Annotated in this window: 18 protein-coding genes; 9 read left to right on the forward strand and 9 right to left on the reverse strand. The window is 69.9% G+C overall.

The window, feature by feature from the left end:
• Positions 1-15: 15 nt before the first annotated feature.
• The 3 genes from prcB to dop all read right to left on the reverse strand — a co-directional run bounded on the left by prcB (position 16) and on the right by dop (position 2732).
• Positions 16-855 carry a proteasome subunit beta gene (gene prcB / locus AB0K00_RS32875; protein WP_363528338.1) on the reverse strand — a complete coding sequence of 280 codons (840 nt, stop codon included), beginning with the start codon at positions 853-855 and terminating at the stop codon, positions 16-18.
• Between the two features lie 97 nt (positions 856-952).
• A complete protein-coding gene (locus AB0K00_RS32880) occupies positions 953-1168 on the reverse strand; it encodes a ubiquitin-like protein Pup (RefSeq protein WP_327010792.1) in 216 nt (71 codons plus the stop codon).
• A 46-nt stretch (positions 1169-1214) separates the two neighbouring features.
• Positions 1215-2732: a depupylase/deamidase Dop gene (gene dop, locus AB0K00_RS32885; RefSeq protein WP_363528342.1), complete on the reverse strand. Its 1518-nt coding sequence runs from the start codon at positions 2730-2732 to the stop codon at positions 1215-1217.
• 107 nt (positions 2733-2839) lie between these two features.
• Between dop and AB0K00_RS32890 the strand changes: the two genes are divergently transcribed.
• Entirely contained in the window at positions 2840-4108 is a 1269-nt protein-coding gene (locus tag AB0K00_RS32890; RefSeq protein ID WP_363528345.1) for a condensation domain-containing protein, read from the forward strand.
• A gap of 219 nt (positions 4109-4327) precedes the next feature.
• Here the strand turns inward: AB0K00_RS32890 and arc are convergent, their stop codons facing one another.
• A complete protein-coding gene (gene arc, locus AB0K00_RS32895) occupies positions 4328-6094 on the reverse strand; it encodes a proteasome ATPase (protein WP_363528348.1) in 1767 nt (588 codons plus the stop codon).
• Positions 6095-6240: 146 nt separating this feature from the next.
• Between arc and AB0K00_RS32900 the strand changes: the two genes are divergently transcribed.
• A complete protein-coding gene (locus AB0K00_RS32900; RefSeq protein ID WP_327010789.1) occupies positions 6241-6516 on the forward strand; it encodes a ferredoxin in 276 nt (91 codons plus the stop codon).
• Positions 6517-6520: 4 nt separating this feature from the next.
• Here AB0K00_RS32900 and AB0K00_RS32905 read toward each other — a convergent pair whose 3' ends face one another.
• From AB0K00_RS32905 to AB0K00_RS32915, 3 genes are read right to left on the reverse strand one after another with little or no spacing between them, the layout of a single operon-like run.
• Positions 6521-7090 (reverse strand): hypothetical protein, encoded by a 570-nt coding sequence (locus AB0K00_RS32905; RefSeq protein ID WP_033362888.1) that lies wholly within the window; start codon positions 7088-7090, stop codon positions 6521-6523.
• Complete coding sequence (locus AB0K00_RS32910; RefSeq protein ID WP_363528351.1) at positions 7068-8003, reverse strand: tRNA (adenine-N1)-methyltransferase; 936 nt, start codon at positions 8001-8003, stop codon at positions 7068-7070. Before AB0K00_RS32910 ends, AB0K00_RS32905 begins: the two co-directional genes overlap by 23 nt.
• The gene (locus AB0K00_RS32915; protein WP_363528556.1) at positions 8000-9112 is read right to left on the reverse strand and encodes a site-2 protease family protein; all 1113 of its coding nucleotides are present in this window, start codon (positions 9110-9112) and stop codon (positions 8000-8002) included. Before AB0K00_RS32915 ends, AB0K00_RS32910 begins: the two co-directional genes overlap by 4 nt.
• Before the next feature lie 169 nt (positions 9113-9281).
• Here AB0K00_RS32915 and AB0K00_RS32920 point away from each other — a divergent pair, with 169 nt between their 5' ends.
• Positions 9282-10136: a RecB family exonuclease gene (locus tag AB0K00_RS32920; RefSeq protein WP_363528354.1), complete on the forward strand. Its 855-nt coding sequence runs from the start codon at positions 9282-9284 to the stop codon at positions 10134-10136.
• A gap of 403 nt (positions 10137-10539) precedes the next feature.
• Here the strand turns inward: AB0K00_RS32920 and AB0K00_RS32925 are convergent, their stop codons facing one another.
• A complete protein-coding gene (locus tag AB0K00_RS32925) occupies positions 10540-10734 on the reverse strand; it encodes a hypothetical protein (RefSeq protein WP_363528357.1) in 195 nt (64 codons plus the stop codon).
• Between the two features lie 126 nt (positions 10735-10860).
• Between AB0K00_RS32925 and AB0K00_RS32930 the strand changes: the two genes are divergently transcribed.
• The 6 genes from AB0K00_RS32930 to AB0K00_RS32955 all read left to right on the forward strand — a co-directional run bounded on the left by AB0K00_RS32930 (position 10861) and on the right by AB0K00_RS32955 (position 19717).
• Positions 10861-12069 (forward strand): sensor histidine kinase, encoded by a 1209-nt coding sequence (locus AB0K00_RS32930; RefSeq protein ID WP_363528360.1) that lies wholly within the window; start codon positions 10861-10863, stop codon positions 12067-12069.
• Positions 12066-12737 carry a response regulator transcription factor gene (locus AB0K00_RS32935; protein ID WP_363528363.1) on the forward strand — a complete coding sequence of 224 codons (672 nt, stop codon included), beginning with the start codon at positions 12066-12068 and terminating at the stop codon, positions 12735-12737. The genes AB0K00_RS32930 and AB0K00_RS32935 overlap by 4 nt, the downstream gene beginning before the upstream one ends.
• Before the next feature lie 104 nt (positions 12738-12841).
• Entirely contained in the window at positions 12842-13627 is a 786-nt protein-coding gene (locus AB0K00_RS32940) for an ABC transporter ATP-binding protein (RefSeq protein ID WP_363528366.1), read from the forward strand.
• 3 nt (positions 13628-13630) lie between these two features.
• Positions 13631-16180: an FtsX-like permease family protein gene (locus tag AB0K00_RS32945; RefSeq protein ID WP_363528369.1), complete on the forward strand. Its 2550-nt coding sequence runs from the start codon at positions 13631-13633 to the stop codon at positions 16178-16180.
• 223 nt (positions 16181-16403) lie between these two features.
• Positions 16404-17159, forward strand: coding sequence for an ABC transporter ATP-binding protein (locus AB0K00_RS32950; RefSeq protein WP_363528372.1), 756 nt, complete (start codon positions 16404-16406; stop codon positions 17157-17159).
• 2 nt (positions 17160-17161) lie between these two features.
• On the forward strand, positions 17162-19717 hold the full coding sequence (locus AB0K00_RS32955) for an FtsX-like permease family protein (RefSeq protein WP_363528375.1): 2556 nt from the start codon (positions 17162-17164) through the stop codon (positions 19715-19717).
• A gap of 40 nt (positions 19718-19757) precedes the next feature.
• Here the strand turns inward: AB0K00_RS32955 and AB0K00_RS32960 are convergent, their stop codons facing one another.
• Positions 19758-20393 (reverse strand): HAD family phosphatase, encoded by a 636-nt coding sequence (locus tag AB0K00_RS32960; protein ID WP_363528559.1) that lies wholly within the window; start codon positions 20391-20393, stop codon positions 19758-19760.
• Positions 20394-20408 lie beyond the last annotated feature (15 nt).

The raw sequence follows: 20408 nt of genomic DNA on the forward strand, positions 1-20408 counted from the left end.
CAGAGGGCAGAGCGCTCAGGCGCCGGGGTTGTCGGCGCGCTCGGCGATGACCGCCTCGGCGACCGCGCGGGTCTCCTCGTCGGTGAAGCGGTGGGTGCCCTCGACGGTCGCGGTCATGATGACCGGGAAGATGCCGCGCAGCAGGTCGGGGCCGCCGGTGGCGGTGTCGTCGTCGGCGGCGTCGTAGAGCGCCTCGACGGCGACCTTCACGGCGTCGGCGGTGGTGATGCCGGGCTTGTACCGCTTCTTCATGGACGACTTCGCGAACAGCGAACCGGAGCCGATCGAGTCGTAGCCGCGCTCCTCGTAGACGCCGCCGGCGACGTCGAAGCTGAAGATGCGGCCGGCCTTGTCGACGGACTTGGCGTCGACGTCGAAGCCGGCGAACAGCGGCACCACGGCCAGGCCCTGCATGGCGGCGCCGAGGTTGTTGCGCACCATGGTGGCGAGGCGGTTGGCCTTGCCCTCCAGGGAGAGCATCGTGCCCTCGATCTTCTCGTAGTGCTCGAGCTCGACCTGGAACAGGCGCAGCATCTCCAGGCCGAAGCCCGCGGTGCCGGCCATGCCGACCAGCGAGTAGGCGTCGGCGGCGAAGACCTTCTCGATGTCCCGCTGGGCGATGAGGTTGCCCATCGTGGCGCGCCGGTCGCCGCCCATGAGCACACCGTCGGCGCAGGTGATGGCGACGATCGTGGTGGCGTGTGCGCTCACGTCTGTGGCCATCCCCGGCGGCAACGGCCGGCGACCGGGGAGCATCTCGGGCGCGACCGCCGACAGGAACTCGGTGAACGACGAGGTCCCCGCGGCGTGGAACGCGGCCGGCAGACGCCCAAGGTGGTCAAGACCCGTCGGCAACGGAGCTCCCTTCACAGGATGATCGACTGTAGGTGAGGCAAACAATACGCCCGTCGGCCCGGATGCGTCCGGACCGACGGGACCTTCTCAGTGACGGTTACTGGCCGCCCTTTTGCACGTATCCGCGGACGAACTCTTCGGCGTTCTCCTCGAGCACCGAGTCGATCTCGTCGAGGAGGTCGTCGACGTCCTCACCCAACTGCTCGACCCGCTCGGCTGTCTCCGGGTTGACCTCGGGCGCGGCAACTTCCTCTTCCTCGTCGCGCCGGGACTTACCGGATTGGGACTGCCCGCCCGTATCCCTCGTAGCCATGTCTCATCCTCCTCGGGGGGACCACCAAACAACCGCTGCATCGAACTTACCCGGAAGTGATCGCTTCCAGCAGATCCTTCGCGCTCGGGCATTTGTCGAACAGTGCACCGACGTGCTTCTTGGTCCCTCGTTCGGGCTCCATCATCGGCACCCGCACCAGCGACTCCCGGCCCACGTCGAAGATGACCGAGTCCCAGCTCGCCGCAACCACCTCAGCGGGGTATTTGGCCAGGCACCGGCCGCGGAAGTAGGCGCGGGTGTCATCCGGCGGCTCGACGATCGCGCGCTGGATCTCGTCCTCGGTGAACAGCGTCGCCATCGAACCGCGGGCGACGAGCCGCTGATAGAGGCCCTTCTCGGCGCGGACGTCGGAATACTGCAGGTCCACGAGCTGCAGCTTGTGCGAGGACCAGCCCAGCGACTCGCGCTCGCGATAGCCCTCGAGGAGGCGGAGCTTGGCGACCCAGTCCAGCTCGCCGGCGCACAGCATCGGGTCGCGTCCGAGCCGGTCCAGCGTGCTCTCCCAGCGCTCCAGCACGTCGGCGGTCTGCGCGTCGACGTCGGAGCCCTGCCGGGAGTCCACGAAGGCCCGGGCCCGCTCGTAGAACGCCCACTGGATGTCCAGGGCGGTCAGCCGGCGGCCGTCGCGCATGCGGATCAGGTGCTGCAGGGACGGGTCGTGGCTGACCGCCTTGAGCTCGCTGACCGGGTCGGCGATGCCGAGGTCGGCGGACAGCGCCTTGTCCTCGATCATGGCGAGGATGAGCGAGGTGGTGCCGACCTTGAGGTAGGTGGAGATCTCCGACAGGTTGGCGTCGCCGATGATGACGTGCAGGCGCCGGTACTTGTCGGCGTCGGAGTGCGGCTCGTCGCGGGTGTTGATGATCGGCCGCTTCAGCGTCGTCTCCAGGCCGACCTCGACCTCGAAGAAGTCGGCGCGCTGGGAGATCTGGAACCCGGGGCCGGAGCCGTCCTGCCCGATGCCGACCCGGCCCGCCCCGCACACGATCTGCCGGGTGACGAAGAACGGGGTGAGATGCATGACGATGTCGGCGAACGGGGTCTGCCGGCGCATGAGGTAGTTCTCGTGCGTGCCGTAGCTGGCGCCCTTGTTGTCGGTGTTGTTCTTGTACAGGTGGATCGGCAGCGTCCCCGGGATCGTCGCCGCGCGGCGGGACGCCTCGGCCATCACCCGCTCGCCGGCCTTGTCCCACAGCACGATGTCGCGCGGGTTGGTGCACTCCGGGGTGGAGTATTCGGGGTGGGCGTGGTCGACGTAGAGTCGGGCGCCGTTGGTCAGTATGACGTTGGCCAGGCCGAGGTCCTCGTCCGCCAGTGCCTCGGCGGGGTCATAGAGGGCGCCGGAGTAGGTGAACCCGCGCGCGTCGCGCAGCGGGGACTCCTCTTCGTAGTCCCAGCGGGCCCGGCCGCCCTTGGTGAGCTCGGGCCGTGCGCCATAAGCGTTGACCACCTGGGATGACGTCACCATCGGGTTGGCTCCCGGCTGGCCGGGCACAGACACGCCGTATTCGACCTCAGTGCCCATCACGCGCCGCACACTCATGCCCACAACCCTAGTCGCAAGGTACGACAGTCTGCCTCCACCGCGGCGCGCCAGGTTTGCCTGATGTCCGATTGTTGTGAAGACGTCGCTGCCCGTAACATCCACGGATGCAGATCTCTGTCGCTTTCGAGGGTGCCGGCGCGGGCGAGGCGCCGCTGTCATGGGGGCAGCAGGACATCTGGGCGTCGATGGGCAGGTTCGGCGAGCAGCTCCCACTCGGTGGGGTGACCCCGCTGCCGGCCGGCACGACCGTCGAGGACGTCGCCGGTGAGCTGAAGTACCTGATGAGCCGCTACCAGGTGCTGCGGACCCGCCTGCGGTTCGCCGAGGACGGATCGCCCCGGCAGGTCGTCGCGGCGGCCGGCACGACCTTCCTGGAGGTCGCCGACGACGAGGACGCGGCGGGCATGCTGGCGCGGTACCGCCGCGAACCCGTCGACTTCACCAGCGACTGGCCGATCAGGATGGGTGTCGTGCGCCACCGTGGCAGGCTCACCCATCTGTGCGCGGTGATCTGGCACCTCGCGATGGACCGGTCCGGCGCGGCGGTGATGCTGCGTGAGGTCGCCGCGAGGGTCCAGGACCCGGTCGCCGGGATGCAGCCGCTGGAGCAGGCCGGCTGGCAGGCGTCGGAGGCGGGCGCCCGGCAGAGCCGCAGCGCGTTGCGGCACTGGGAGCGGGTCCTGCGGGTGATGCCAGCGCCGTGGCCGGTCGCGTCGCGGCGGCGCGAGAGCCCCCGGCACTGGAAGGGCCGCCTGGTCTCCCCCGCGATCCCGCTCGCCACCCGGATGCTGGTGGAGCGGGCCGGCGCCGACCCGGCCACGTCCCTGCTCGCGGCGTTCGCGGTCGCGGTGCGCCGGTGCGCGGGCGTCGACCCGGTGCCGGTGCTGCTGGTGACCAGCAACCGGTTCCGCTCCGGGCTCGCGGAGGTCGTGGCGCCGGTCGCCCAGCCGGGACTGTGCCTCGTGGACGTCTCGGATGCCGATTTCGCCGGTGTACTGGAGGGAGCGCGCCGAGCGGCGACGGCCGCGTACAAGCACGCGTATTACGACACCGCAGGGAAGGAGTCGCTGGTGGCACGGGTCGCCGCCGAGCGCGGCCCGCAGTTCCGGGTCGACTTCCACCTCAACGACCGGCGCGGGCCGGACCTGCCGGTGGTGGCGGGGTCGCTGCGCCAGGCGCTCGCCCGCCGGTCGCTGCACTGGATGCCGTTCAAGGACACCCCGTCCAGCCGGGTCTTCGTGCACGCCGACGACGCCCCGGGCGCGACGGTGCTGACCTGCTATGCCGACACGCACCATGTGTCGTTGGCGGAGGCGTCCTCGGTACTGACGACGCTCGAGTCCACCCTGGCTGAAGCCGCGCTGCGGGCCTGAGGTGTGTCGCGGCCGAAGGTCGCGGCGCGGTCGCAGACCGCGGAGGGTGACTGTGCGCGGAGGTGGCAGGGAAGGCCGTCAAGGCCTGACCGGTGTCTGGCGGGAGCGACGGTCGCGCCCACGACGGACCCGAGTCATGCCCTTCTGGCTCCTGCTTCTGCTTCGCGGAACGCGAAGCGGGCGGCGGCCCGGAGGCCACCGCCCGCTCGTGTCGCGGTCCTACAGATATTGGCCGGTGTTGGTCGCGGTCTCTATTGACCGGCCGGCCTCCGCGCCCTTGCCGCCGGAGACGAGCGTGCGGATGTAGACGATCCGCTCGCCCTTCTTGCCGGAGATGCGGGCCCAGTCGTCGGGGTTGGTGGTGTTGGGCAGGTCCTCGTTCTCGCGGAACTCGTCAACGCAGGAGTCGAGCAGGTGCTGGAGGCGCATGCCCTTCTGCCCGTCGCGGAGGAAGTCCTTGATCGCCATCTTCTTGGCCCGGTCGACGATGTTCTGGATCATCGCGCCGGAGTTGAAGTCCTTGAAGTACAGGACCTCCTTGTCGCCGTTGGCGTAGGTCACCTCGAGGAACCGGTTCTCCTCGGTCTCGGAGTACATCCGCAGGACCACCGCGTCGATCATGGCCGCGACCGTCGCGTCGGGCGAGTTGCCGTGTTCGGCGACGTCGTCCTTGTGCAGCGGGACTGTGGTGAGGATGTACTTGGAGAAGATGTCCTTGGCCGCCTCGGCGTCCGGTCGCTCGATCTTGATCTTCACATCGAGCCGGCCGGGGCGCAGGATCGCCGGGTCGATCATGTCTTCCCGGTTGGATGCGCCGATGACGATGACGTTTTCCAGGCCCTCGACGCCGTCGATCTCGCTCAGCAGCTGAGGCACGATCGTGTTCTCGACGTCGGAGGAAACCCCCGAGCCACGGGTGCGGAACACCGAGTCCATCTCGTCGAAGAACACGATGACCGGGGTGCCCTCGCTCGCCTTCTCACGGGCGCGCTGGAAGATCAGCCGGATGTGCCGCTCGGTCTCGCCGACATACTTGTTGAGCAGCTCGGGACCCTTGATGTTGAGGAAGTAGCTGGTCTTGCGCTCCTCGCCACGCCGCTCGGCGATCTTCTTCGCCAGCGAGTTGGCGACCGCCTTGGCGATCAGCGTCTTGCCACAGCCGGGAGGGCCATAGAGCAGGACGCCTTTCGGCGGGCGCAACAGGTGCTCGCGGAACAGCTCCGCGTGCAGGAAGGGCAGCTCCACGGCGTCGCGGATCTGCTCGATCTGCGAGAAGAGGCCACCGATGTCGGTGTAGTCGACGTCGGGCACCTCCTCCAGCACCAGCTCCTCGACCTCGCTCTTCGGGATCCGCTCGTAGGCATACGCCGAACGGGGCTCGATCATGAGCGAGTCACCGGCGCGCAGGGGCGCGTCGGCGAGGGTGTCGGCCAGGTGGACGATCCGCTCCTCGTCGGCGTGCGATATGACGAGTGCGCGGTCACCACCTTCCAGGATCTCCTTCAACATGACGACCTCGCCGGAACGCTCGAACCCGAGCGCGTCGACGATGTTCAGGGCGTCGTTGAGCAGGACCTCCTGGCCTCGGCGCAGCTCCTCGACCTCGATGGCCGGGGACACCGCGACGCGCAGCTTGCGCCCACCGGTGAAGACGTCTACAGAGCCGTCTTCGTGGCGGGCGAGGAAGACGCCGTAACCGCTCGGCGGCTGTGCCAGGCGGTCAACTTCCTCCTTCAGCGTCACGATCTGGGCGCGGGCCTCCTTGAGGGTGGCCACGAGCCGCTCGTTGTTTTCGGTCAGCCGGGCAATCTGCGCCTGCGCTGCGGCGAGCCGCTCTTCGAGCTGTCGCACGTGTCGCGGGGTTTCCGTCAGCTTGCGCCGCACCAGGGCGAGTTCCTCTTGGAGGAAGGCGACCTGCGTGGAGAGATCGTGGGCGTCCTTCTCCCATCGTGCGGCGCGCGTCTCCGCGTCGTCGCTGCGTGCCACGTCCCACCTCCCCGGGGGCTTTGAACGTTGTGCTCTAACACTAACTGCTGTTCGCCGGTCTGGGCCCCTTCGAACCCGTGCGCCACAGGGCTTTTACAAATCGTGCGGCCTGGAGGCCTTTTCCACCAGCCCTGTAATGTTGCAGCGTGAGCGCTCTTGAGGTGTGGGTTGACCAGGACCTGTGCACTGGCGACGGCCTGTGTGTGCAGTATGCGCCTGAGGTCTTCGAGTTCGACGTCGATGGCCTGGCCTACGTGAAGCAGCCCGACGGCGAGCTGCTGTTGGCCCCTGGCAGCCGTGTCGACGTGCCAGAACACCTTCGGCTCGAGGTCATCGACGCCGCCAAGGAGTGCCCCGGCGACTGCATTCACGTGCACCGGGCGGCCGACGGCGTGCCCGTGGCCGGGCCCAACGCCGACTGATTCGTCACAGCATCGGCTTGCCCACGAGAGAAGAGACGAGTCGGGCGAACTCCTCCAAACGGGCGATCTGCCCCGCGCCGCCGTCGTCGAGGGTCTTGCCGAAGCGCAGCGCGTCGTGCCGGATCACCGACCCGGCCTCCTCCGCGGCGACATTCGCCTCGTCGAGCGAGGTCAGCAGCAGGTAGACGTCGACGCTGTCGACCCGGGCGTGCCCGTTGGGGTTGCGGCTGAGCCGCCGGCGGCAGCCGACCTCGGTCACCGCGGACAGCGCCACCACCCGCAGCGACGACGTCATCGAGCCCGGCGGCGCCTCCTCGGGCGGGATGTCCTCGCCGTGCCACAGGATGAGCCGGGTGCCGTCGCAGACGACGACCTCCTGCCAGACCCCGTTGACGTCGTTGACGAACCGTTCGAGGGTGAAACCGAGCACACTCTGCCCCCGCAGCACCCCTGCCATCGCGTCCAGCGCGATGTCGGGGTCGCGCAGGTAGGCCCTGGCCGCCGACTCGAGATCCGGATAGGGCGACCAGTCCGGAAAAACGGCAGGTAGGTCACTGAAGCTCGGACGGCTCATCCTTTGCCTCCTCCTCCCGTGCGGTCGCGGCGGCCGCCAGCCGCCGCGCCGCATATGCTTCGGCGCCCTTGCTCGGCTTGCGCCGCCGCGGCGGCGCCGTCACCCCAGGTGCGAGCTTGCGGGCACTGACGAGGAACGCCGTGTGCGCGATCATCCTGTGATCGGGGCGCACCGCGAGGCCCTCGACGTGCCAGTCGCGCACCAGACTCTCCCAGGCGCGGGGTTCGGTGTAGCCACCGTCCTCGCGCAACGCCTCGACCAGCTCCGACAGCTGTGGCGTGGTCGCCACGTAGCCGATGAACACCCCGCCGGGGATCAGCGCCCGCGACACGAGCGGCAGGATCTCCCACGGGGTCAGCATGTCTAGGATTATCCGATCAAAACCGACATCTTCGCAGCCAGCTACGTCACCTACTCGCAAGGTCCACCCCTCGACAGGGCCGCCGAGGAAGGACTCGACGTTGCGCCGGGCGATGGCTGCGAAGTCTTCTCGCATCTCGTAGGACGTCACTGTGCCTGTTGTGCCCACGGCCCTGAGCAGGGAGCACGTGAGCGCGCCGGAGCCGGCACCCGCCTCCAGGACCCGCGCGCCGGGGAAGATGTCACCCATCGCGCAGATCTGCGCGGCGTCCTTCGGGTAGATGACCTGGGCGCCGCGGGGCATGGACAGCACGTAGTCCGACAGCAGGGGCCGCAGCGCGAGATACGCGGTGCCGCCGGCGGACGTGACGACGCTGCCGTCCGGCGCGCCGATCAGGTCGTCGTGCGGCAGCGCGCCCCGGTGGGTGTGGAACTCCTTGCCCGCCTCGAGCACGATCGTGTGCATCCGGCCCTTGGGGTCGGTCAACTGGACCCGGTCACCCGGTTGGAACGGTCCCCTGCGGGTCGCTGGCAGGTCGAGGGACACAGTCACGTGCGATTCCTTCTGCTGGTGGGCCGGCCGTCGGGTCGGCGTGTTTCGACGAGCGAGAGCAGCTCGGCGCCGCGCAGGACGCCGTGCACATCCTCACCCGTGACCACCAGGTAGTCGCCGCCCGGGTCGTCACGGATGGCGTGCAGCAGGTCGGTGCCCCGCAGATCGCCTGCTAGGACGTGGTGCTCGTCCAGCCGGCGGGTCACGTCGCCGATCGGCACCCAGGGGCGCCGCTCAGGCGGCACCGCCCGCGCCGACGCGCCGTGCACGAACCCGAGCATCGCCCCGGCGCCGTCGACGACGGCGAGGTGCTGGCCGCGCTCGGTCGCGATGCGCTCCGCCTCGGCCAGCGGGGTGGCGGCCGCGACCGCGACCACCGGCCTGGCCAGCTCCCTGGCGTTGAACGGCGGCAGGCTCGCGGCCACCTTCCCGTGCCGGATCGCCTGGCCGGCGCCGACCCACATGGTCACGCTCACAAGGAGCGTGAAGATCAGCCCGAAGTAGCCGTCGAGGACGCCCCGCATGAACAGCACGATCACGGTGCCGGCGGTGGCGACCGCGACGAGCCGGCCGGACCAGCCGGCGACCCGGCGGCCGAGATTCGGATCGCCGCTGATCTTCCACACGACCGCCTGCAGCGCCCGCCCGCCGTCCAGCGGCAGGCCCGGCAGCGCGTTGAACACGGCGACCACGATGTTGCTCAACGCCAGCTGGAACGCGAACGTCTCGGCGATCCCGCCCTCCGGCAGGACCAGCGCCGCCGCGCCGGACAGCAGCCCCAGCAGCAGCGACACGACCGGCCCGGCAAGCGAGACGAACAGCTCCACGCCCGGCCGCGGCGCCTCCCGCTCCATCTCGGTGTAGCCGCCGAGCATCTCCAGAGTGATACCGCTCACACCGATGCCGCTGTGCCGGCTGGTGATGGCGTGCCCCAGCTCGTGCAGCAACACCGACACCAGCAGGCACACCACGAACCCGAACCCGACCGCGAAGCCGGTGCTCAGCGGCAGCTCCTCCCGGCGCGAGGTCAGGAACTGGCTATACGTCAGCGTGATCAGCGCGGCGAGCAGCAGCCAGGACGGGGCGAGGAAGATCGGGACGCCGAACAGCCGACCCAGGGGGATCCCGGAGCCGCGCTCAGGCGGCCGGGTCCGGGCAGCCGACGACGCCGGCGCGGGAGCCGAGCGGTAGTCGTCCATTGCCCATGATGCTACGGGTAGTCCGCGCCGGGACGCCGGTCCGCGAAAACTGTCGTACCTGTGCCCTAACCTTCCACGCATGACGGAGACCATCACCACGCTTCCTACCTTGTCGCCGTCGCGCGCCGCCGACTTCAAGACGTGCCCCCTGCTGTATCGGTTCCGCAGCATCGACCGCCTGCCCGAGCGCCCGACGCCCGACCAGATGCGAGGCACCCTCGTGCACGCCGTCCTGGAGGCGCTGTTCGAAGAGCCGAGCGGCTCCCGCACCCCCGAGCGTGCCGCCGCGCTCGTCGCGCCGCAGTGGCAGCGGCTGGTGGAGACCGAGGAGGGCCTCGCCGAGCTGTTCGCGGACACGGAGGCGTTCCTGGAGTCGAGCCGCGAGCTGCTCGGCGGCTATTTCGCCGTGGAGGACCCCAACCGGCTCGAGCCCGCCGAGCGGGAGGCGTTCGTCCAGGCCGAGGTCGACGGCAAGCTCGTCATCCGAGGCTACATCGACCGCCTCGACGTCTCCCCCGCCGGCGACATCCGGGTCGTGGACTACAAGACCGGCGGGGCGCCCCGCGAGGCGTTCGAGGCCCGGGCGATGTTCCAGCTGAAGTTCTACGCCCTGGTGCTGTGGCGGACCCGTGGCGTCGTGCCCCGGGTGCTGCGGCTGATGTATCTGAAGGACCGTGAGGTCTGCGACTTCTCCCCGGACGCGGAGGAGCTGGAGCGGTTCGAGCGGACGCTGCTGGCGCTGTGGCAGGCGATCGAGCGGGCCACCGCCGAGCGGGACTTCCGGGCGCAGCCGAGCCGGCTGTGCGGGTGGTGCGCGCACCAGGCGCTGTGCCCGGCGTTCGGGGGGACGCCGCCGCCGTTCCCGGAGCCGGCCGCGGTCGCCGCGCTGCCCACGACGACGGACCCTGAGCCCACCACGGGCCGGGACGAGTAGGCGCTGGCGGGCCGCTGCCGGAGGGCGGTCTCGTGGTGCGGGCGGTGCGCGCTGGGCTGCCTCTGGCCGGTCTCCGCCGATGCACTTTGATCGGTCGCGACGTGCGCACGTCGCTCGTCGCGACCGACCTGACAACCCGGTTGACTGCTGGTCGCCGAGGACCAGAGACCCACCGGCTTGTGGAGATCCGCCGGGTGTTGGCGTCCGCGGGCGGTTCGGCCCGGGCGGCGGCACGCCAAAGGGGCCCGTTTCGTCCGCTTCGTGCATGCGGTCGGCTGCCGGCACGCCGCGATCGATGACTGGACCTCGGCGGCGGCGTTGCGCGGCTCGACCCCGGCCGGCGCCAGGCCGAGGAGCCCGTTTCGTCCGCTTCCTGCGCGTTCGGCGGCAAGCCGCGGTGAGGTCAGGTGCCGGAGGAGATCACCAGGGACGTGATCTGGGGCCACGGGATGAACAAGGTGACGCCGTTCGGGTTCACGATCGCCATGCCGACCGGCAGTGACTGTTCCCGGACGATGACGCCCACCGCGTTCTGCGTGCTGGCATGGGTCCGGTAGCTGAAACGGACCTCCGTGCCGCCGTCTGGCAATTCGATCATTTCGGCTCCTCTCCGGCTCCGACCTCGCGAGCCTACGCCGGTAGGGGCGTCTCATCCTCAAGCATGAGGTGGACCTCGGACGCGGTGACGAATCCGTGGGGTCGCCGAGCCGATACCGTTCGAAGCGTGCTGAAGCGCGTGCTGAGCCGCCGAGCGGACCCGTTGGTGCAGGACATCGCCCTCGCGGTAGTGCTCGCGGTGGTCAGCGCGGTGGCGACCGCGGTCGCGCAGCGGGAGTTCGGCACGAGACATCTGAGCTGGCAGCTGGTGTTCGACACGGTCGGGTTGCTGGCGGTGGTGGTGCGCCGGCGGTGGCTGTGGGTCGCCGTGTGGTTCACCGCGGTGCACATCACGGTGCCGTTCCTGGGGGTCTTCCCGCTGGTCAGCGGCGGGTTCTCGATCATTGTCGTGACGTACACGGCGGCGGCGTACCTGCCGCTGAAGCGGGCGGTGGCGGCCGGGGTGCTCATCTGGGCGCCGGGGATGGTGCTCGCGACCGTGATGGGGCGCACCCAGGACGAGCCGTATGCGCTGGAGCCGCGGGTGTTCCTGCTGTTCAACGTGATGAGCGCCGCGGTGTGCTTCACGGTGGGGCGGACGATGGCGACCCGGCGGGCGTACGTGGCGGCCCTGGAGGACCGGGCCAGGACCGCGGAGACCAGCCAGCGGGCGCTGACCGAGCAGGCGGTCGCCGACGAGCGGCGGCGCATCGCGCGGGAGCTGCACGACGTCGTCGCGCACCACGTGAGCGTGATGGGGGTCCTCGCGACCGGGTCGCGGCGGATGCTGCAGCGGGACCCGGCGGCCGCGGACGAGGCCCTGGCGACGATCGAGGAGACGGGGCGCACCGCGCTGCGGGAGATGCGGCGGCTGCTGACGGTGCTGCGCACGGAGGCGGAGCCGGCCGGTGAGCTCGCGCCGCAGCCCGGGCTGGCGGGCGTGGAGGGCCTGGTCGAGCAGATCCGCGAGGCGGGGCTGCAGGCGGGGCTCAAGGTCGAGGGGGTGCCGGGGCCGCTGGACCCGGGCATCGCGCTGACGATCTACCGGATCGTGCAGGAGGCGCTGACGAACGCGCTGAAGCACGCCGGCGCGGCGACGGTCGAGGTCAGGATGGTGTTCAGCCGGCAGGACGTGGTGGTCGAGGTGTGCGACACGGGCCGCGGGCCGCAGCTGGGCACGGCCGCGATCGGGCACGGGCTGCTGGGGATGCGGGAGCGCGTGATGTTGTACGGGGGGACACTGCGCACCGGTCCACGGCCGGGCGGCGGCTACCGTGTGCACGCGAGGATCCCGATCGAACAGCACGTCGACAGCGTGGAAAGGCAGCCAGCTTGAACCCGAGGCCGATCCGGCTCCTGCTCGTGGACGACCAGCCGCTGTTGCGCACCGGGTTCCGGATGGTGCTCGGCGGCGAGACGGACCTCGACATCGTCGCCGAGGCCGGTGACGGGGTCGAGGCGATCGAGCTGGCCCGGCGCCTGCTGCCCGACGTGGTGCTGATGGACATCCGGATGCCGCGGATGGACGGGGTCGCCGCGACGCGGGCGATCGTCGAGGCGAAACTGCCGGTGCGGGTGCTGATCCTGACCACGTTCGACCTCGACGAATACGTGGTGGGCGCGCTGCGGGCCGGTGCGAGCGGGTTCCTGGCCAAGGACGTACCCGCCGACGACCTGGTCACGGCGATCCGGACGGTGGCGGCCGGTGAGGCGGTCGTGGCGCCGCGGATCCTCAAGCGGTTGCTGGACAAGTTCGCCGACGCGCTGCCGGACCCGGACGCGGCTCCCCCGCGGGACCTGCGGGTGCTGACGGACCGGGAGCGGGAGGTCCTCGTCCATCTGGCCCGGGGGTTGTCCAACGCGGAGATCGCGCGGGCGCTGTCGGTGAGCGAGACGACGGTGAAGACCCACGTGGGGCACGTACTGACGAAGCTCGGTCTCCGCGACCGGGTCCAGGCCGTCGTTCTCGCGTACGAGACCGGCCTGGTCCGACCGGGGTCATAGCCATCCTTCCCAGGGAGTACCCCCGACCGGCACCCCGGGAGGACGGCACACCCTCGATCACCCCGTAGCGTGAGGACATTCACGAAACCAGAGGGGGATCGAGCGTGACCACGACAGTCACGACCGGGCAGGCGGTCGCCGCCCGCGCGGTGGACGTGTGGAAGGTGTACGGCAGCGGCGAGGCCCAGGTCATCGCGCTGCACGGGGTGAGCGTCGAGCTGGAACGCGGGCAGTTCACCGCGATCATGGGCCCGTCGGGGTCCGGCAAGTCGACGTTGATGCACACGCTCGCCGGGCTCGACTCGGTGACGCGCGGTGAGATCTTCATCGGCGACACCCGGTTGACGGGGATGTCCGACGGTGACCTGACGAACCTGCGCAGGACCAAGGTCGGGTTCATCTTCCAGCAGTTCAACCTGCTGCCGACGCTGACGGCGGAGGAGAACATCCTGCTGCCGCTGTCGATCGCCGGGCGCAAGGCGGACCCGAAGTGGTATGACACGGTGATCGACACGGTGGGGCTGCGGGACCGGCTCAAGCACCGCCCGAGCCAGCTGTCCGGCGGTCAGCAGCAGCGGGTCGCGTGCGCGCGGGCCCTGGTGTCGCGGCCGGAGGTCATCTTCGCCGACGAGCCGACCGGCAACCTCGACTCGCGTTCGGGTGCTGAGGTGCTGTCGTTCCTGCGCAACTCGGTGCGGGAGTTCGGGCAGACGATCGTCATGGTGACCCACGACCCGAATGCGGCCTCGTATGCGGACCGGGTCATCTTCCTCGCCGACGGCCAGGTCGTCGACGAGCTGCTGGCGCCGACCGCGGACGCGGTGCTGGACAAGCTCAAGGGGCTGGACGCCAAGGTCGAGAGCGCCGCCGACGCGCCGCGGGCGGGCTGAGCCGTGCTGCGCGCGACGCTCAAGAGCCTGCTGGCGCGCAAGCTCCGGCTGATCCTGTCGACCCTCGCCGTCGTGCTGTCGGTGATGTTCGTGTCGGGGTCGCTGGTGCTCACCGACACGCTGGGCCGCACGTTCGACCAGGTGTTCTCCAACATCTACAGCTCCACCGACGTGCAGGTGTCGGCGAAGTCGGCGACGGCCAATGAAGCCTCCGGCAACAGCGCCGCGATCCTGCCGGTGCCGGCCTCGGACGTCGAGCGGATCAAGAAGATCGACGGGGTGCGGTCGGCGACGGGCCAGGTGTTCGTCACCGGCGCCCGGGTCATCGGCAAGAACGGCAAGGTGGTGATCAGCCAGTCCGGGCAGTTCGGCGGCAGCTGGACGGGCGAGGACGAGCTGACGAAGCTGATCGCCGGCCGGGCGCCGGAGGCGGCGGACGAGATCGTCATCAACAACGGGCTGGCGAAGCAGGCCAAGTTCGCCGTCGGTGACTCGGTCGACATCATCGCCCGGGCCGAGGCCCGCAAGACGTACAAGATCGTCGGCGTCATCCAGTACGGGGGCAACCGCGACTCCCTGGCCGGCGAGACGACGGTGCTGTTCACGGAGGCCACCGCCCAGCGGGTGATGCTCGGCGAGACCGGTGTGTTCAACGTGGTCGAGGTGAAGGGCGCCTCCGGCGTCTCCGACAACCAGCTGCGCGACAACATCAAGGCCGCGCTCGGCCCGTCGTACTCGGTGCAGACCGGCGACGAGCTGTCCAAGGCGTCCAGCGAGGCGATCCGCGGCCTGTTGAAGTACTTCAACTACTTCTTCCTCGGCTTCGGCACGATCGCGTTGCTCGTCGGGGTGTTCCTGATCCTGAACACGTTCTCGATCATCGTGTCGCAGCGCACGCAGGAGCTGGCGCTGCTGCGGGCGATGGGCGCGAGCCGCTGGCAGATCATCCGGTCGGTGCTGATCGAGGCGCTGCTCATCGGCATCGTCGGGTCGCTGTTCGGGTTCCTCGTCGGCATGGGCCTCGGCGCGCTCGGGGCGAGCGCGTTCACGTCCCTGGCGAAGATGGACTCCGCGGGGCTCGGGCTGCCGGTGGCGGCGATCGTGACGTCGTTCACGATCGGCATCCTGGTCACGATGATCTCGGCGGTGCTGCCGGCGATCAAGGCGGCCCGGGTCGCGCCGATCGCGGCGATGCGGGACGCGGCCGCCACAGACAAGCCGCTGACCGGGATCACCATCGTCGGCGGGGTCGTCACCGCGGTCGGGATCGGCTCGCTGTCGTGGGGTCTGGCGGGTGCCGGCGACGCGACGCTGCTGCTGGTGTTCGGCGGGGTGCTGCTGACGCTGATCGGGGTGGCGCTGCTCGCCCCGATGATCAGCCGGCCGCTGGTCGCCGCGCTCGGCGCGGTGTTCTCCTGGTCGGTGCCGGGCAAGCTGGGCCGGCGCAACTCGTCGCGCAACCCGCGGCGCACGGCGATCACGGCCGGCGCGGTCATGGTCGGCATCGCGATCATCACGATGATCAGCACGATCTTCGCGTCGCTGTCGACCGCGATCGGTGAGTCGGTGGAGAAGGACCTGCAGGCCGACCTGATCATCTACGGTCAGCAGACGTCCGACGTGCCGCCGATCATCCAGCCCGACGAGCTCAAGCAGATCAAGGCGCTGCCGCAGCTGCAGACGGTGGCGTCGGTCACCTACGACACCGTGTCGCTGAACGGCAAGCAGGACTTCGTGCTCGCCTACGACGACGTGCCGGCCGTCATCACGGTGCTGAAGCTGCACGCCGTCGCGGGCCGCATCGACCACATCGACAGCGGCGAGTTCACGACGGACGAGAAGACGGCGAAGGACCGCAAGTACACGGTGGGCACCACCATCCAGGTGACGTTCGCCAAGGGCGGCACGAAGACGCTGACGCTGGTCGGCATCACCAACTCGACCGTCAACGGCAACGGTGTCGTGGTCTCCAACACCGACGCGCAGACCGGGTTCGCGTTCCCGCAGCCGATCCAGGCCCTGGTGAAGGCGAAGGACGGGGTGGCGGTGCAGGACGCGAAGACTGCGATCGAGGGGGTGCTGAAGAACAACCCCGAGGTCAGTGTGCAAACCAAGGAGGAGCTCGTCGGCTCCAGCCAGCAGCAGTTCGACGTGGCCCTCATCATCGTGCAGGTGCTGCTGTTCATCGCGCTGGGCATCTCGGTGCTCGGGGTCATCAACACGCTGCTGCTGTCGGTGATCGAGCGGACCAGGGAGCTGGGCATGCTGCGGGCGATCGGGCTGCGACGCCGGCAGACGTGGTCGATGGTGACGATCGAGTCCGTGGTGATCACGTTGTTCGGCACGGTGCTCGGGCTCATCGTGGGCGCCGGGCTCGGCGCGGCGACGGTCACCGCCCTCAAGTCGGTGATCGGCTTCGGCGCGGTCACCCTGCCGTGGGGGTACATGATCGCCTACATCATCGGGGCGGTCGTCGTCGGCGCGGTCGCCGGGCTCATCCCCGCGATCCGCGCGGTGCGGCTCAACGTGCTCAACGCCATCGCATACGAATAGTCAAACCCGCAACAAAGGTCGCCGGTCGGGGTCGTCCCCGGCCGGCGATCCGCATTTCCGGGCACCTTTCTGTGAACGCTGAGAATGCGGGCTAGGGGTTGACCCTGAGATCCGCTCCGGGCCATTCCCCTGCGAAAAACCGGTGGTCAGCTCGCCCTGCGGGCGGACGAGACGGCCGTGATCCGCCCCGAGGATGAAGGCACACCATTCACCAGGGGGAATCATGACTGCATCGGTTGCGACGCGCACCGAGGTGGCCGCGAAGGCGGTCGACGTATGGAAGGTCTACGGCACCGGCGAGGCGCAGGTCAACGCGCTCGGCGGCGTGTCGGTGGAGCTCGAGAAGGGCCGCTTCACCGCGATCATGGGCCCGTCGGGCTCCGGCAAGTCGACGCTCATGCACTGCCTCGCCGGCCTGGACGCGGTGTCCCGCGGCGAGGTCTACATCGGCGACACGCAGATCTCCGGCCTGTCGGACCGGGGCCTGACGAACCTGCGCCGCACCAAGGTCGGGTTCATCTTCCAGCAGTTCAACCTGCTGCCGACGCTGACCGCCGAGGAGAACATCCTGCTGCCGCTGTCGATCGCGGGCAGGAAGCCGGACCCGGCCTGGTTCAACACCGTCATCGACACCGTGGGGCTGCGGGACCGGCTCAAGCACCGCCCGAGCCAGCTGTCCGGCGGTCAGCAGCAGCGGGTCGCGTGCGCCCGGGCCCTGGTGTCGCGGCCGGAGGTCATCTTCGCCGACGAGCCGACCGGCAACCTCGACTCGCGCTCCGGCGCGGAGGTCCTGTCGTTCCTGCGCAACTCGGTCCGCGACTTCGGGCAGACGATCGTCATGGTCACCCACGACCCGAACGCGGCCTCGTACGCGGACCGGGTCATCTTCCTCGCCGACGGGCACGTCGTCGACGAGCTGTACGCGCCGACCGCCGACGCCGTCCTGGACCGTCTCAAGCGCCTCGACAAGGCGGTCTGACGATGCTGCGCGCCACACTCAAGAGCCTGCTCTCCCGCAAGCTGCGGCTGGTCCTGTCGGGCCTCGCCGTGGTGCTGGGGGTGATGTTCGTGTCGGGGGCGTTCGTGCTCACCGACACGATGGGCCGCTCCTTCGACAGCCTGTTCGCCTCCGTGTACGAGGGCACCGACGTCAACGTCACGCAGAAGCCGAAGGTCGGCGACCAGGACTTCGGCCCGTCGCAGCAGGGCAACATCCCGGCCGCGACGCTGGACAAGGTCCGCGCGGTGCCCGGCGTCGCCAGCGTCACCGGTGACGCGAGCGCCGACGGTGCCCGGGTCATCGGCAAGAACGGCAAGGTCGTCACCACGTTCGGCCCGCCGCGCCTCGGCGGGAACTGGACCGGCACGTCGGACCTGCTGCAGCTGCGCGAGGGCCGCGCACCGGCCGCCGACAACGAGATCGTCGTCAACGTGACCACAGCGAAGGCCGCCGGTGGGCTCAAGGTCGGCGACGACGTCGGGGTCCTCACCCTCCAGCCCGGCAAGAAGGTCTTCAAGCTCGTCGGCATCTTCGGCTACAGCGGCAACCGCGACTCCCTCGGCGGCTCCCTCGAGGTGCTGTTCACCACGCCGGTCGCGCAGGAGCTGATGCTCGGCGAGAAGGACGTGTACAGCGGCATCAACGTGAAGGCCGCCGCGGGCGTGTCGCACGAGAAGCTCCGCGACGACGTCGCGGCCGCGCTCGGCGGCGAGGCCGCCGGGTTCCAGGTCAAGACCGGTCAGCAGCTGACGGACGAGACGACCAAGGAGTTCCGGGAGGGCCTGGCGTTCTTCAACAACGTCCTCATCGGGTTCGCCGGTGTCGCGTTGTTCGTCGGTACCTTCCTCATCCTGAACACGTTCTCGATCATCGTCGCGCAGCGGACGCGTGAACTGGCGCTGATGCGGGCCCTCGGCGGCAGCCGCGGCCAGACGCTCGGCTCCGTCATCATCGAGGCGGTCGCGATCGGTCTCATCGCCTCGGTCCTGGGCCTGGCCGCCGGCATCGGCGTCGGTGTCCTGCTCGCCTGGGTGTTCGGCAACGTCAGCGGCGTCGCCCTCGCCAGCGTCGGCGTCCCCGCCGCCGCGGTGATCAGCGCCTTCGTGGTCGGCCTGCTGGTGACGGTCGTCGCCGCGGTCCTGCCGGCGCTGCGGGCCGCCCGGATCCCCCCGATCGCGGCGCTGCAGGAGGTCGCCACCCCGGACCGGCCGCTCACCAAGCTCACCGTCAGCGGCGCGCTCATCGGCGCGGCCGGCGGCACGATGCTCGGCCTCGGCCTGGCCGGGCAGGGCGACAACACCCTGTGGCTGATCCTCGGCGGTGTCCTGGTCAGCTTCATCGGGGTCGCGCTGCTCACGCCGCTGCTGGCCCGCCCGGTGGTGTCGCTGCTCGGCCGGCTGTTCTCCTGGTCGGTGCCGGGCAAGCTGGGCCGGCTCAACTCCGGCCGCAACCCGCGGCGCACCGCGATCACCGCGGCCGCGCTGATGGTCGGCCTGGCCCTGATCACCGGCGTCAACGTCATCCTCGCCTCGGCGAAGCAGAGCCTGTCGTCGCAGGCGTCGACGCAGGTGACGGTCGACCTGATCATCTCCGGTGACGGCGACGACAACGGCCCGGCGAAGTTCGACCCGGCCGTGATGTCGGCCGCGGCGAAGCTGACGGGCGTGTCCAGCGCGGCCAGCGAGTACTGGGACTTCGCGCAGGTCGACGGCGAGGGCCGGGGCATCTCGGCGACGCCGGACATGGCCGCCTACGCGGGCATGTTCAAGCTCCAGGCGACCGAGGGAACGCTGCAGTGGACCGGTGACAACCAGGCCGTCGTCGACGTGGAGACCGCGAAGAAGCGCAACCTGACGCTCGGCTCGACGATGACCATGCAGTTCACCAGGGGTGAGCCGCACCAGGTGAAGATCGTCGGGCTGTACCAGAAGAGCGACGTCATGGGTGGCCTGGTGGTCTCCGGCGACGTGGTCAAGGACTTCCGCACCGCGCAGCCGTCCTGGGGCTACCTACGGGTCAGCGAGGGCACCGCGGTCGACGCGATCCAGAAGCAGGTCGACCAGCTGCTCGTCGACAACCCCGAGGTGTCGGTCGCGAACCGGGCCGAGTTCGTCGACGCGCAGGCCGCGCAGTTCGACCAGCTGCTGCTGATGATCCAGGTGCTCCTCGCGCTCGCGATCCTCATCGCGGTCCTCGGCATCGTCAACACCCTCGCCCTGTCGGTGCTGGAACGGACCCGCGAACTGGGCCTGCTCCGCGCGATCGGGATGCGCCGGGCGCAGACGATGCGGATGGTGACCGTCGAGGCGGTCGTCATCTCCACCTTCGGCGCGCTGCTCGGCCTCGCCGTCGGCACCGGACTCGGCGCCGCGGTGGTGCGGGCGCTGAAGGACGACGGCTTCACGAAGCTGGCGTTCCCGTGGAGCCAGATGGCGACGTACCTGCTGCTGGCCGCGCTGGTCGGGGTGGTCGCGGCGGTGCTGCCGTCGATCCGCGCCTCGCGGGTCAACGTGCTGCAGGCCATCTCGCACGACTGACGGTTGTTCCGCGAAGGGGGCGCCTCGGCGCCCCCTTCGGCTATGCGATCAGCTTGCGCAGGTAGGCGACGTCGACGTCGAGCAGCGAACCGACCAGCGTGACGCCTTCCGGGTCGAGGTCCACCTCGCACGGCACGGCCAGGACGGCGCAGCCGGCGGCGCGGGCGCTGCGCACCCCGTTGGGCGAGTCCTCCACGGCGACGCACTGCGGCGCGGTCGCCCCGACGAGCCGCGCCGCGGTCAGGTACGGCATCGGGTGCGGCTTGGTCCGGTCCACCTCGTCCCCGGCGACGACCGCGTCGAAGTTGTCCGCGCCGATCGTCAGCAACGCCACGTCGACCAGGTGCCGGTGCGTGGCGGTGACGAGCGCCAGGGGTACACCCTCCGAACGCAACGCCGCGAGCAGCTCCTTCGCACCGGGACGCCACTCGACGCCGCCGTGGAACAGCTCCTTCACCCGTGTCTCCAGCCACACGACGCTCGCGTCGGTGCTGATGCTCGCGGGCAGGCCGAGGTCGTCGTGCAGCAGCCGCATCGAGTCGGTCATGTTGCTGCCGACCATCGCGTGCCTGGCCTGCGCGGACAGCTCACCGCCGTAGTGCGTGGCGAGCTCGGTCAGGCCGACGGACCAGACCTTCTCGCTGTCCACGAGAGTGCCGTCCATGTCGAAGAGCACGGCCGCGAGCCGGTC

It is taken from the genome of Dactylosporangium sp. NPDC049525 (assembly GCF_040676755.1).
Lineage (GTDB): Bacteria > Actinomycetota > Actinomycetes > Mycobacteriales > Micromonosporaceae > Dactylosporangium.